This is a genomic window from Coraliomargarita algicola (genome assembly GCF_033878955.1).
Taxonomy (GTDB): domain Bacteria; phylum Verrucomicrobiota; class Verrucomicrobiia; order Opitutales; family Coraliomargaritaceae; genus Thalassobacterium; species Thalassobacterium algicola.
The window spans coordinates 3652722-3666140 of the sequence record NZ_CP138858.1; the positions used below are offsets into that span (position 1 = coordinate 3652722).

A 13419-nucleotide genomic window follows, 5' to 3' on the forward strand; every position below is an offset into this window, starting at 1 on the left:
GATGTTTATTATCAATGATGCCTTTCAATCTGGCGTGATTGAGGGGTGCTCGACTGCATCCTCTCGTCGTTATTTCCGTGGCAGAAATTTGGCCGCTTCGAATTCGGGGGATTGGCATTTCCCCCCTGAATTACCCAGCGATCAACCTGATTGGCATGAAATCCTAGAGCATAGCACTTATGCTGGAATTCGGGCTGTGCGGCAAAGTTTACTACCTGCCTGCTTGGTTTGGGGGATTATGGCGCTGGTGGCTCTCGTCTATTATTGGGTGCCGCCTGCTAGCTATTTATTCTATGGTTTAGAGCGTTTGCAGATAAGTCTGGGCCTGTTGTTCCCATTCTTAGGTATGGGCCTTTCTGTGGGGGTACTTGCTGAGTTGGTACGTATGCTGGCTGGTCGCAAGAAGGGCTGGACTAAGGAGAATACACTGAACGCTGGATTCAATTTAATGGTGTTTGGGGTCTTGGGTGTGCTGCAGGCAGGATTCTACCAGCAGCAGGCGCTGTGGTTTGGTGAAGCTCAGGATTTTAGAACTTTGGCTAGCAAGGTCTTACTCGACCAGTTCGGTTGGACTGTCTTCTTTGCGAACCCCTACCAAACCATTCTTTTTATTTGGAAGGAAAACCAGTTCAGGTTTTCTCGCGTCTGGCAGAGCATGCGCCCTCTTAAAACTTTTTGGGGCATGCGAGTGCTCCCGGTGTTGATCACGAACTGGGCTTTCTGGATCCCTATGGTCAGTATCATTTATAGCTTTCCAAGCAGTCTACAGCTTCCCCTCGCTATCTTGGCAATCACGATTTGGGTTATTATACTCACGTTCCTGACGGCCGAAAATAAATAAAACAATCATCTCAACGAACGACAGTTATGGGCAAGCAATCAAACAAACCAACCATTCTCGCTGCGGGCACTTTTGTGGTCGACTATCATAAAACGGTGAAGCACTACCCGAGTGAACGGGCGAGCTCTAAGATTACCGGAGAGGTGATCAGTAACGGAGGTGCTCCTTTTAATCTGCTGGTCGATCTGGCAAAGCTTGGCACCCGTGCTCATTTAAAAGCCGCTGGTCGGATCGCTCAGGATCTGGATGGGAAATTTATAGTCGAGACATGTAATAAGCACGGCATCGACATTTCTCAACTTAGCTACGATCGCAGCGCAGCTACGGGGTATACGGATGTGTTTACTGTGGAAGAATCCGGGCGTCACACCTGTTTTCATTTCGCCGGGGCGGGGGGAACTTTACGCGTCATGATGTTAAACTTGATGCGGCTAAGCCGGATTATTTGTTTCTAGGATCTTTGGGCGCGTTGGGTAAACTAGAGTCAGTGGATCCTAGCACCGGCCGTGCGGAGTCGACTAAGCTTATCCGCGATGCTCGCAAGCGAGGGGTGACGACAATTATCGAATTTGCACCTTTGGATCGTGGGGCCAGTCTCGAAGATTTCACAGACACGCTATCTGAAAGCGACTATGTGATCGTTAATGATCGCGTTGCGGAAACGATCACTCAAACTAGTTTATATTCGGATAGTATCTTTGATCCGGTGCTCGCTCGTAAGGCGGCTCAACAAATTTTAGATACTGGTCTACGGATCGCAGTTATCATTCATTCGGGCGCTGGGGCCGTCTATGTGGGCGCTGATGGTAGCTTCTACAAAACGAATGGCTACTTTTTGCCATGGGAAGAGCGCGCAGGTTCGGCCGGAGTGGATCACGCATTTTGTGCAGGTTTTATCGATGGATTAATGGGAGGCAAAGAAGAGCTGGATTGCCTGCGGCGGGGACTCGCTGTTTCCACTATGTGCCGCAAGGACCTCACGCCTTCCAATAGTATCGAGTTGATGGATACTTGTATGAAGTTCTGTGAATTGTCCCAACAAGTGCATTGATGGATTAAAGTAGACCCATTCGAATATATTTACTTGCTTCACTCGGATGCGGCGTTGAATTACTTCGCCATGAGTATCCCATTCCAAGCTAATCAGAAATTGTTATTTATTGGTGATTCTATCACTGATTGTGGTCGTGGCCGTCCTTTGGGGCAGCGTCGAGCCTCTAGCCTGGGATCAGGCTACGTGAGTTTTGTGGATAGCATTTTAGGTGCGGCGCATCCGGAGTTGCCTGTGCGGGTCTTGAATACTGGCATCAGTGGTAATCGTGTCACGGATTTAGAAGCGCGTTGGCAGACAGATGTGCTCGATTTAGAGCCTAATTGGCTCTCCGTAATGATTGGCATTAACGACGTCTGGCGTCAGTTCGATAGTGAGCTTGGCGCCATGCAAGTGGGGCCCGAGGAATACGAATCGATCTATCGCCGCTTACTGGCGCAGACGCGTCCACAGTTGGATGGTCTGGTTTTGATGACGCCTTATTTTCTAGAAAGCAATTTGGAAGATCCCATGCGTGCTAAAATGGATGTGTATGGTGCGATTACTAAAAAGTTGGCAGCTGAGTTCGATGCTATTTATGTTGATACGCAAGCGGCCTTTGATCGCTATCTAGCCCACCAACCAACACAGTCACTCTGCTCGGATCGTGTGCACCCTAATGGTGTCGGGCACATGATTCTGGCACGTTCGTTTTTACAAGCCGTTGGCGTCAGCTAAGCTGACTATTTCTTCGCTGGGCGTAGCTTGGCGATTTTGGGCAATAGAATTGTAAAGGTGGTGCCTTCGGCGCTGGTCGTGAATTCGATCTCGCCGCGGTGCGCGTTAATGATCGATTTTACGATGGCGGTGCCGAGACCGGTGCCGTCGCTTTTGCCTTGTGTCACAAAAGGTTCAAAAAAGTTGTCGCGAATGTCCACGGGTATGCCGGGACCGTTGTCTGTGAGGATTAAGCGTACGACTTGCTCGTCCTGAGTCGCGGTGACGGTGACTTTTCCGTCGATATCCGCACTGTGAAGTGCTTCGATTGAATTGCTGATTAAGTTTTGTAATACGCGCAGTAACTTGCCTGCGTCGCCTTGCAGGCTCACGCCATTGCCCTCCATTACCAGTTCAATTGTTTGGTCTTTGAAGAAGGGGGTGTTGAGCTCGCGAAAGTGATGAAACAGTTCGTCGATGCTGACCTCGGCGATCTCAATCTGGCTGTCGCCTCGTGCAAAGGCTGCCAAGTCGTTGGCCATGTTGACCATGCGACTGATCTGGGACTCAATGTTTTCACAAATTTTGACAACTTTGGGATCTTCTTTGTAGCGTTGCTCGATAATGGTAGAGCCTAGGCTGATGATCGCAAAGGGGTTTTTGAAGTCGTGCAGTAGCGAGGAGACCATGGTGCCGACCAGTGTGAGCTTTTCGGTGCGCATGACCTCGTCCATATAGTGATCGGTCGTGCTTTTGAGGTGGTGGATCACACTCTCGAGGATGCGGCGAACGGGTTCGGCATCTTCAATGATTTTTTTTACAGTCGCTTCGGGCACGCGTCCGACAATGCACTCGCCCAAGGCGACGGCACCCAGAGCGCGGTGTTCTCCTGTAAACACGCCAACTTCGCCAAAAAAGCTACCTTCTCCAGATTGGCTGACGCTTTGGAGGCTGCCATCCAGTTTCTCTTTGGTGAAAGCGACATTACCGCCAAGAATCAGAAAGAGCGCATCAGGGGCACTATTCTCTGAGAAAATCACTTCGCCGTCAGACAGCGTCAGTATTTCAACCTCGTCGGCAATTGTTGCACGCCGATCTTCTGAAATGGAACAAATAAAAGGGTGATCTTCGAGCCTCATGGTGTCTGGGTTTGTTCAGATGTCTTTTCCATTTGGTCGTGGCGTAGTGTGTAAACTACTATGCTCGATACGACGGCTATGAGCAATAGTAGTATGCCTAGAAAGATGCCTTTTGCTTGGAGTGGGAGTGCCTTTTTCAATATAAATTGTGAAATTAGGCACTTACTGTGAGGTTTCAATATCTGAATTAGGAAAGGCGCATGCGGTAATCTTCATAGCCGAAGCGGCGCACCGTCTTTAGGCCTTCACGCTCGGAATAGAGCGAGATCGCAGGCAGGGGCACTCCGTTAAACGTGCTGTTTTTCACCATGGTGTAGTGGGACATGTCAAGAAAGACCAGCCGCTGCCCGACCTCCAGCGGTTGTGAAAAGGAATAATCGCCGATCACATCGCCGGCCAAGCAAGACATGCCGCCTAATCGGTAGCTGTGGGCATACTCGTTCGCGGCACCTGCGCCTAAAATGCCCGGGCGGTAGGGCATCTCCAACACGTCGGGCATGTGGCAGGTAGCCGAACTGTCGAGGATGGCGATCTGGTGGCCCCCCGCCTCGATCAGGTCCAGCACGGTCACGACTAAGACGCCGGTGTGGAGTGCAACGGCTTCCCCGGGTTCAAGATACACGTCGAGTTGGTAGCGCTCACGGAAATATTTCACTACGCGGATGAGACGCTCGATATCATAACTGGGGCGTGTGATGTGGTGGCCGCCGCCAAAATTGAGCCATTTGAGCCCGGGTATGAGATCGCCAAATTTCGCTTCGAAGGCCTCCGCGGTGTGCTCCAGTGCGTCGGCATCTTGTTCACACAGTGCGTGGAAGTGGAGTCCATCCAGATTGGAGAGTAGGTTCTTGGGGAGCGTTTCGAGCGCGCGATCAAGGGCGGCTCGGGTGGTGCCCAGTCGCGACGAAGGTGCGCAGGGATCGTAGAGCTCAGTCTCCACTTCAGAGTATTCCGGGTTGACGCGTAGACCTAATTCCGGGCGTCGCTGGCCTTCCAGCGCGCTGAGGCCTTTGGCCAGTTGTCCCGCAGAGTTGAAAACCAGGCTGTGAGCGAAGCGGCTGAGCTTTTGAATTTCCTCCGGCTTATAGGCGGCCGAGTAGACATGCACTTCGGGGCCAAAAGATTCCTGCGCAAGTAAGGCTTCATGTAGGCCACTGGAAGTGGTGCCGCTCAAATATTTGCGAATCAGTGGAAAGGTGCTAAAGCAGGCAAAGCCTTTGAGGGCCAGTAGCACCTTGGCGCCGGAGCGCTCAGAGACGGATTGCAGGAGCTGGCAGTTCTTCTCCAGTTGATCCAGATGCACGACATAGCCCGGCGAGGGAGCCTCGTCGAAAGGAATGGAAGCCAGCGCTGCGAGACTGGACTCGCTTAATGGAGGAGTGGGATCTTGAGCCATAGCTTAAGAATCTGAGTGTTTTCGCTCCGATGACCAAGATTTGATTTTGAGATTTTTAGATCGAAGATTATTGATTGCCAAGGATCGATCGTAGCACGGGGTCTTCTCCCCAGGACTTTGCGTGGATGGCAATGCCTTCGGCTTCCATTAGAGGACCATAGACCTGAACTCCCGGCTCGGTGCGTTGGAAGATTTCCCGGATTGCGAGGGGGCTTTCCGGCAACGGGTTCTTGGCGGCAGCGGGATAGATCTGGCGAATCACCTCAGTGAGTTTAGAAGAAGTGGTGCCATAGACTACCTTACGGATGCCTGCCCAGCGTATCGCTCCGCAGCACATAATGCAGGGCTCCGTGCTGGCGTAGAGGGTGCTGGCCGCCAGTGTCGCGCGATCGAATTGTCGCGTGGCCTGACTGATCAGTCCGGTTTCCGCGTGCTGAGTGACGTCTTGCAGGCTGTAGACCGCATTCTCAAATTCAAAGATGATTTCTCCGTCTTTGACGAGTAGTGCACTAAAGGGGTGGTTTCCATGTTCGACCGCACGCTCAGCGAGTGCATAGGCATAGCTCATTAATTCGCGGTCGGCGGTAGTCGTGGCGGGATCGTCTGGTAGAGCCATAATTTGTTTCGCTGGTGTGCCGCCGCTAGCGTCCCTTTCGGAGATGGTTTGGGTGCTTTCACTGTGTCCAATCGTCAGAGCAAGCAGCGTGCTGCTGAGTATCATTAAAATTTTATACATGCGGAGATCCCTAGCAACCGCCATGCCGTATCGCTGGGATGGGCACACTGTCTTGGGTCATGTCATCGCGAACTTAATGCGATGTTTTTAATTTGCATTCGGTGGAGGATGTATTACGCGTGGAGGTCTTAGATATAGGAGAGCTCCAGGCGTGGAGCTGAGATTTGGGTGCGCTCCACCCGTAGATCCTTTGAACCTGATGCGTGTTAACACCGCCGTAGGGATTATCGAGTCGAATGGACCTCTGGGGCTGTTGGGCGGGATTTTTTCGAGGCTGTGTGAGGCGGATCGTGACTCACTTAAATTATGCCAGAAAATTCCATTAACGAAACTACTTCGAGCCATACCTTGTTCCCGAATTCCGAGCGTGTTTATATCACTGGCTCGCGTCCTGACCTGAAGGTGCCCATGCGTGAGATTAAACTCTCGCCGACAATTTTACCGAATGGCGCTGGCGAATTGCCCAACGATCCGGTGCGCGTCTATGACACTGCAGGCCCATGGGGCGACGTCAGCTACCATGGTGATGTGACTCAGGGCCTGCCGCGCATGCGGGAGGCGTGGATTCGGGAGCGTGGCGACGTGGAGGAATATGAGGGCCGCGAGGTGAAACCGCAGGATGATGGCTATCTCTCTGAGGTGCATAAGGCGGGGGCCCGTATGAAGGATGGCCAACGCAAGTTGATCGAGTTCGACAATACGCGCCACCGTCCGATTCGCGCCAAGGCAGGCAAGGTTGTGACTCAACTGCAATATGCACGTGCGGGCATCATCACGCCGGAGATGGAGTTTATCGCGATCCGTGAAAATATGAAACTGCAGGCGGAGAAGCAAGGTGCCGAAATTTCAGCATCTGCGGATCAAAATTCGCTGAATATCCAGCATCGCGGGCAAAGCTTTGGCGCTTCGATTCCCGACGAGATTACGCCGGAGTTCGTGCGCTCCGAAGTGGCCCGCGGCCGCGCGATTATTCCTTGTAATGTGAATCACCCCGAGCTGGAGCCGATGATCATTGGCCGGAATTTCCTGGTAAAAATTAATACCAACATTGGTAACTCCGCTGTGGCTTCGTCGATCGAAGAGGAAGTTGAAAAGATGCGCTGGTCGGTGAAGTGGGGCGGCGATACACTGATGGACCTTTCCACGGGTAAGAACATTCACCAGACGCGGGAATGGATCTTGCGCAATTGCCCGGTGCCAGTCGGCACGGTGCCGATTTATCAAGCGCTGGAAAAGGTCAACGGTAAGGCCGAAGACCTGACTTGGGAAATCTTCCGCGATACTTTGATCGAGCAAGCCGAGCAAGGGGTGGATTACTTTACGATTCACGCGGCCGTGCTGCTTCCGTTTGTGCCGATGACTGCGAAGCGCATGACGGGCATCGTGAGTCGCGGTGGTTCGATCATGGCGAAGTGGTGCCTCTCGCACCATAAAGAAAATTTCCTTTATACTCACTGGGATGATATTTGCGAAATCATGGCCGCCTATGATGTCTCCTTTTCGATCGGCGACGGTTTGCGTCCAGGCTCTATTGCAGATGCCAATGATGAGGCGCAATTTGCCGAACTGAAAACTCAGGGTGAGCTCACCCGGCGCGCTTGGGAATTCGGAGTGCAAGTCATGAACGAAGGTCCCGGGCACGTGCCGATGCACATGATCGAGGAAAACATGAAGAAGCAAATCGAGTGGTGCGATGAAGCACCGTTCTATACACTTGGACCACTCACGACAGATATTGCGCCGGGCTACGACCACATCACCAGCGGCATCGGTGCCGCCATGATTGGTTGGTATGGTTGCGCGATGCTTTGCTACGTGACTCCCAAGGAGCACCTCGGCCTGCCCAACAAGGACGATGTGCGCGAGGGAGTGATCACTTATAAGATCGCCGCGCATGCCGCCGACCTCGGCAAAGGGCATCCGGCCGCGCAATACCGTGACAATGCACTCTCGAAGGCGCGCTTCGAGTTCCGCTGGGAGGATCAGTTTAATCTGTCACTCGATCCGGAAAAAGCGAAGTCCTTCCACGACGAAACTTTGCCCCAAGACTCGGCGAAGACCGCGCACTTCTGCTCGATGTGTGGCCCGAATTTTTGCTCGATGAAAATCACAGAAGATGTGCGCGAGTATGCGGCCAAACTCGGCGTTTCGGAAAAAGAAGCGCTGGAAAAGGGCATGGCAGAAAAGTCGGCTGAGTTTAAAGACAAGGGTGGCGAAGTGTATCTCGCTGGATCGGAAGCATGAAGATCAGCGTAAATGATGAAGCGCGCGAAGTGCCCGAAGGCTTGCCGCTAAAGGCACTGCTCGCGGAGCTCGGGCTTGAGTCGAAGCCCGGGCTTGCGGTGGCGGTCAATCAGTCCGTTGTGCCAGCGGCCGAGCTGGCTGCCTACCAGCTCGCTGCGGAGGATGCCGTGCTGATTATTCAAGCCACCCAGGGGGGCTAATGCTATGCGAGTGATTGCCGTGTCTCCAGAATCTAAATACGCCAACGAGGCAGATGTGATCGTGCGCTTGTTGCAAGCGGGCCTGATGCGTTATCATGTGCGCAAGCCGTCTTGGACGTTGGCGGACTGCGCGGAATTACTCGACGCGGTGCCGGCAGAATGGCATGCTCGGATCTCCCTGCATCAGCATCACGTGCTGGCTGAAAGCTACGCGGTGGGCCTGCATTATAAAGATGGCATGGCAGTCGATCATGCTTTGCTGGGAGGGCGAATTTGTTCGCGTTCCTTGCACCGTCTCGACGAGCTGGAGACGCTGCTGAAGCAAGTGGATTACGCTTTCTTGAGTCCGGTATTTCAGTCCATCACCAAGCATGCTTATGGCCCGTCCTGGATGGAAGCGGATTTAGCCGCGGCGCTGTCAGGCGCTTGCGCTGCAAAGCTCTATGCGTTGGGGGGCATTACCGCGGCGAATGCGGCGCGCGCCATGGCATACGGATTTGAGGGTGTGGTTGTGCACGGCTCGCTGTGGCAAGCGGCCGATCCACTGGAGGCCTTTGCCCACTTTCGAAAGGAGGCCGCATGAATTGGCCGAATTATATGTGCCTGACGATTGACGGTATCGAGCGTTCGCATACAGAGCAGGTGCAGGCCTTGTGCGCCGCGGGCGTCGATTGGGTGCAGCTGCGTTCAAAGGAATTGTCGGATGCGCAGCTCGAACCGATTGCCTTTGAGTGTATGATTCGTTGTCGTGAGATCGGGAGCACTTTCATATTAAATGATCGTTTGGATCTGGCGCTGAAGCTCGGTGCAGATGGGGTGCATCTCGGCAAGTTGGATACACCCTGGGCGGATGCGCGCGCACGAGCAGGGGCAGACTTCTTAATCGGTGGCACCGTAAATTCGGTGGCGGATGCGGAGATGGCGGTTGCTGCGGGCGTGTTGGATTACGTGGGCGTGGGCCCGTTTAAATTTACCCACACTAAAAAGAACCTCGCGCCCGTGCTCACTCCTGCCGATTGGCAGGCCATATTAGCAGTGCTGGGCGAGTTGCCGAGTTATGCGATCGGTGGAATCGAGCCCACTGATATTAAAGAATTATTGGCACTGGGGGTGACTGGTGCCGCGATTTGCTCGGTCTTATACCGTCAGCCGAATGTTTCGGATACCTATGCAATGTTACTGAATCAATTATGAAAACAGAGCCGCTCATTATCGCTGGAAAAACCTTCGAGTCCCGCCTTTTCGTAGGCACGGGGAAATACGCATCCGGTCAGCAGATGCAGGATAGCATTCGCGCCACAGGCAGCCAGTTGGTGACGATGGCGATGCGCCGCGTGCAGACCAAGGGTGGGGGGGACGGCATCATGGAATACATGGAGACCGAGCGGTATAGTTTACTGCCCAATACCTCCGGCGTGCGGGATGCCAAAGAAGCCATTTTTGCGGCGCAATTGGCGCGTGAAGCCTTGGGCACCAATTGGCTGAAATTGGAAATTCATCCCGACCCCAAATATTTAATGCCCGATCCGATTGAGACCGTGAAAGCCGCGGAGCAGTTAGTCAAAGAGGGCTTTATTGTGCTGCCTTATATTCATGCCGATCCGGTGCTATGTAAGCGACTGGAAGAGGTGGGCGTGGCGGCGGTGATGCCGCTGGCGGCTCCGATAGGCACGAATGAAGGGCTCGCGGCGCGGCGTTTTCTGGAGATCATTATCGCGCAAAGCAAGGTGCCCGTGATCATTGATGCCGGGCTCGGCTTACCTTCGCATGCGGCCGATGCCATGGAGATCGGCGCCGATGCGGTGCTGGTCAACACCGCGATCGCTACGGCCCTCGATCCGATTGCCATGGGGGCTGCCTTTAAGATGGCAGTTGAGTGTGGGCGCCTCGGCTATGAAGCGGGGCGTGGACAGCAATCGATCGAAGCTGTCGCCTCATCGCCCTTAACCGCATTTTTAGATGCCGGAGTGTAAATTGCTATGAGTTTTGTGGATGTATTACATCGCCTCTCCTGGGAGGAGACGAAGGCCTCCATTCTCGCGAAGACTGCCGGGGATGTGGAGTCTGCTCTGTCGCGGCCGGTTGGTAAGTTAAGCTTGGAGGATTTCAAGGCTTTGATTGCTCCGGTGGCTCAGGATTACCTGGAGCCACTCGCCGCGCTTAGTCATGCCCGCACGGTTGAAAGATTTGGCTATACTCAGCAGATGTATGCGCCGATTTACCTTTCCAATGTGTGCAGTAATATCTGCACTTACTGTGGCTTCAGCGCGAACAATCGGATTCCACGCAAAATTCTAAATGAGGCCGAGATCCTGCAAGAGTTGCAAGCCGTCAAGGCACTGGGAATGGATCATGTGTTGTTCGTGACCGGAGAGGCGAATCTGCGGGTGGGCATTCCTTATTTGAGTAAAGCCTTTGAGCTGGCCCGGCAGACTTTTTCCAGTATTTCGATGGAGGTGCAGCCGCTCGATCAGGCGGGCTATGAAACTTTGATGGAGGCGGGACTCAGCTCGGTGCTGGTCTATCAGGAAACCTATAATCGCGACTCTTACGCGAAGTATCATCTAAAAGGAATGAAGAGCAATTTCGATTACCGGTTGGAAACTCCCGACCGGCTCGGGCGTGCGGGGATGAAGAAGATCGGGCTTGGTGCTTTGTATGGTTTGGATGACTGGCGCACGGATTCCTTTATGGTGGCGACGCATCTGCGTTATATGGAGCAGACGTATTGGAAAACGCGATACAGTTTATCCTTCCCCCGCATCCGTCCGCATGAAGGCGATTTTCAACCGGTCTCGGTGATGACGGATAAGGATCTGGTGCAATTGATCTGTGCCTATCGTTTACTAAGCTCCGAGGTCGAGCTGTCGATGTCCACACGAGAGAGCCCCGTCTTTCGCGATCATGTGCACAAGCTCGGTATTACCAGTTTAAGTGCCGGATCGAAGACCAACCCTGGAGGCTATGTGGTCGATCCGCAGAGTTTGGAGCAGTTTGAGATATCCGATGAGCGCAGCCCGGCTGAAGTCGCCACGATGCTAAGGGCCGGCGGTTACGAAGTGGTGTGGAAGGATTGGGACTCGACCTATGATGGCTGTGCCTGCGTAGGCGTGTGATCATGGAGCATCAAAAGGTTCGCAACCTGCAGTGAACTGTCTATGCATTCACCTGATACTACTATGAGCGAATTATCCAAAGATGAAATTCTGCGCTATCAGCGTCACTTGACATTGCCCCACTTCGGTGAGGCTGCGCAGTTGCAGCTCAAATCTGCCAAAGTGTTGGTGGTGGGCGCCGGGGGGCTCGGCTGCCCGGTGCTCCAATATCTCGCGGCGGCGGGAGTGGGCACGCTTGGAATTGTGGATGACGATGTCGTGAGCTTGTCCAATCTGCAGCGCCAGATTTTGTTTAACGAGTCCGAGCTCGGCCGGGGCAAGGCGGAGTTGGCCGCGGAAAAATTGCGTGCGATGAACCCGCACATTAACTGTGTGCCGCATGCCACCCGCTTAGGAGTGGACAATGCACTCGATTTGATCGCTCAGTATGATTTCGTGGTGGACGGCAGTGATAACTTTCCGACCCGTTATTTGATAAGCGATGCCTGTGTGCTGGCAAATAAGCCACTGGTCTATGGCGCGCTCTACACCTTTCAGGGGCAGGCGAGTGTTTTCAATTGGCAAGGTGGGCCGACTTATCGCTGCTTATTTCCAGAGCCGCCCCGTCCCGAAGATGCGCCCAACTGTTCCGAGATCGGAGTGGTCGGAGTGTTGCCGGGGATGATTGGGATGATTCAAGCCACTGAGGTGATCAAGTTGATTACAGGAGTCGGTGAACCATTGACGGGGAAGTTGTTAATGTTCGATGCATTGACCATGCGTCAGCAGATCGTGAGTTTCCAGCGAGTGCCTGAGCAGGCTGCGGTGACGGAGCTACGCTTGATCGAATATAGCTGTGGCGTCGCCCAGCAGCAATCAGTGGTCGAAGTGGAGCCGCAGGATTTACAGGCGGACCGCAGCGAGTATCAATTGCTGGACGTGCGGGAGGATTGGGAGCGCGCGATTTGCGCCTTACCCGGGGCGCATTTACCGCTCGGCCTGATCCTGGAGGGCCAGGCCGACTTTGAGGGGATCGGCTTTGATACCAGCAAGCCGACCTATGTGTATTGCAAGGGCGGTGTGCGCAGTTTGAAAGCCGCCGAAGCTATGCAGGCGCATTATGGATTTAAACAATTAAAGAGTCTGCGTGGCGGGATTCTGGGCTGGGCGGCCGCCGTGGACCCTGCAATGCAGACTTATTAGAGAGGCGACCGTATGAATGCACCGCCCTTGGTATTGACGATTTCCGGTTCCGATAGTTCCGGGCATGCGGGCATGCAGACAGACAACCGCGCCATTCATGCGGTGGGTGGCTTTCCCCTAAACGTTTTGACTGCGGTGACCTTGCAAAGCCCAAAAGGCGTGGAAGCGGTGGAGATGATGTCCGCGGATTTTGTGGAAGCACAATTGAGGTCTATGTTAAAAAACTACCGCGTGCGGGCGATTAAAAGTGGCATGTTGGGCAGTGCTGAGATCGTTCATCGGGTGGCGCAAGTTTTGTCAGAGTATCCAGATATTCCCTACGTGCTCGACCCGGTGCTTTGTTCCAGCAGTGGAGCTATGTTGCTGGAGCCTGCAGCTGTGGAGGCCTTACGTTTAAAGCTCATGCCGCGTGCTTGTCTGTCGACTCCCAATCTGGAGGAAGTGGCGATCCTCTCTGGGAAGAGTGAAAACCCTTATCAAGCAGCCGCGGATTTGTCAGTAGCCTGCGGACAGGCTATTTTATTGAAAGGTGGGCATGCGACCGGAGCGGAGTGCGAGGATTGGTTGTATCATCCGGGCGGGCGGCAATACTGTTTTACGGAGGCGCGAGTCCAGACCCGTAACACGCGCGGCACCGGTTGTGCACTCAGTGCATTGATCGCCGCGCATTTGGCATGGGAACCCGATGAATTGGAAGATGGCATTCGTTGGGCGAAAGCACTCTTGAGCGGGGAGCTGCAGGAGCACTCGAAAGAAGGCTGGAAGCGCGCTGGCCCTAGCTTTTATTAGGTCGTGTGCAGGTTTGCTTGCCGACGGAG

The 13419-nt window shown here is 53.7% G+C and carries 15 protein-coding genes and 1 riboswitch; of the genes, 12 read left to right on the top strand and 3 right to left on the bottom strand.

Annotated features, from left to right (window positions below; genetic code table 11):
* Position 1: 1 nt before the first annotated feature.
* From SH580_RS15080 to SH580_RS15095, 4 genes are all read left to right on the top strand, one after another.
* The gene (locus SH580_RS15080) at positions 2–841 is read left to right on the top strand and encodes a hypothetical protein (protein ID WP_319831668.1); all 840 of its coding nucleotides are present in this window, start codon (positions 2–4) and stop codon (positions 839–841) included.
* Between the two features lie 26 nt (positions 842–867).
* Entirely contained in the window at positions 868–1296 is a 429-nt protein-coding gene (locus tag SH580_RS15085; RefSeq protein ID WP_319831669.1) for a carbohydrate kinase family protein, read from the top strand.
* Between the two features lie 32 nt (positions 1297–1328).
* Entirely contained in the window at positions 1329–1892 is a 564-nt protein-coding gene (locus SH580_RS15090; protein ID WP_319831670.1) for a PfkB family carbohydrate kinase, read from the top strand.
* 69 nt (positions 1893–1961) lie between these two features.
* Positions 1962–2609 carry an SGNH/GDSL hydrolase family protein gene (locus SH580_RS15095; RefSeq protein ID WP_319831671.1) on the top strand — a complete coding sequence of 216 codons (648 nt, stop codon included), beginning with the start codon at positions 1962–1964 and terminating at the stop codon, positions 2607–2609.
* A 5-nt stretch (positions 2610–2614) separates the two neighbouring features.
* On the opposite strand, the gene SH580_RS15100 is transcribed toward SH580_RS15095, so the two are convergent.
* The 3 genes from SH580_RS15100 to SH580_RS15110 form a co-directional block, all read right to left on the bottom strand.
* Positions 2615–3727 (bottom strand): sensor histidine kinase, encoded by a 1113-nt coding sequence (locus tag SH580_RS15100; RefSeq protein WP_319831672.1) that lies wholly within the window; start codon positions 3725–3727, stop codon positions 2615–2617.
* Positions 3728–3914: 187 nt separating this feature from the next.
* Positions 3915–5123, bottom strand: coding sequence for a carboxynorspermidine decarboxylase (gene nspC / locus SH580_RS15105; protein ID WP_319831673.1), 1209 nt, complete (start codon positions 5121–5123; stop codon positions 3915–3917).
* 67 nt (positions 5124–5190) lie between these two features.
* Entirely contained in the window at positions 5191–5859 is a 669-nt protein-coding gene (locus SH580_RS15110; protein WP_319831674.1) for a nucleoside deaminase, read from the bottom strand.
* A 126-nt stretch (positions 5860–5985) separates the two neighbouring features.
* A riboswitch (TPP riboswitch) is annotated at positions 5986–6100 on the top strand.
* A gap of 65 nt (positions 6101–6165) precedes the next feature.
* Between SH580_RS15110 and thiC the strand changes: the two genes are divergently transcribed.
* From thiC to thiD, 8 genes are all read left to right on the top strand, one after another.
* Positions 6166–8103 (top strand): phosphomethylpyrimidine synthase ThiC, encoded by a 1938-nt coding sequence (gene thiC / locus SH580_RS15115; protein ID WP_319831675.1) that lies wholly within the window; start codon positions 6166–6168, stop codon positions 8101–8103.
* Entirely contained in the window at positions 8100–8303 is a 204-nt protein-coding gene (gene thiS / locus SH580_RS15120; RefSeq protein ID WP_319831676.1) for a sulfur carrier protein ThiS, read from the top strand. Before thiC ends, thiS begins: the two co-directional genes overlap by 4 nt.
* 4 nt (positions 8304–8307) lie before the next feature.
* Positions 8308–8886 carry a thiamine phosphate synthase gene (locus SH580_RS15125; RefSeq protein ID WP_319831677.1) on the top strand — a complete coding sequence of 193 codons (579 nt, stop codon included), beginning with the start codon at positions 8308–8310 and terminating at the stop codon, positions 8884–8886.
* Positions 8883–9497: a thiamine phosphate synthase gene (gene thiE, locus SH580_RS15130; RefSeq protein ID WP_319831678.1), complete on the top strand. Its 615-nt coding sequence runs from the start codon at positions 8883–8885 to the stop codon at positions 9495–9497. Before SH580_RS15125 ends, thiE begins: the two co-directional genes overlap by 4 nt.
* On the top strand, positions 9494–10276 hold the full coding sequence (locus tag SH580_RS15135) for a thiazole synthase (protein WP_319831679.1): 783 nt from the start codon (positions 9494–9496) through the stop codon (positions 10274–10276). Before thiE ends, SH580_RS15135 begins: the two co-directional genes overlap by 4 nt.
* 6 nt (positions 10277–10282) lie before the next feature.
* Positions 10283–11419 carry a 2-iminoacetate synthase ThiH gene (gene thiH, locus SH580_RS15140; RefSeq protein WP_319831680.1) on the top strand — a complete coding sequence of 379 codons (1137 nt, stop codon included), beginning with the start codon at positions 10283–10285 and terminating at the stop codon, positions 11417–11419.
* Between the two features lie 63 nt (positions 11420–11482).
* Positions 11483–12601: a molybdopterin-synthase adenylyltransferase MoeB gene (gene moeB, locus SH580_RS15145; RefSeq protein WP_319831681.1), complete on the top strand. Its 1119-nt coding sequence runs from the start codon at positions 11483–11485 to the stop codon at positions 12599–12601.
* A 12-nt stretch (positions 12602–12613) separates the two neighbouring features.
* The gene (thiD, locus tag SH580_RS15150) at positions 12614–13390 is read left to right on the top strand and encodes a bifunctional hydroxymethylpyrimidine kinase/phosphomethylpyrimidine kinase (protein WP_319831682.1); all 777 of its coding nucleotides are present in this window, start codon (positions 12614–12616) and stop codon (positions 13388–13390) included.
* Positions 13391–13419 lie beyond the last annotated feature (29 nt).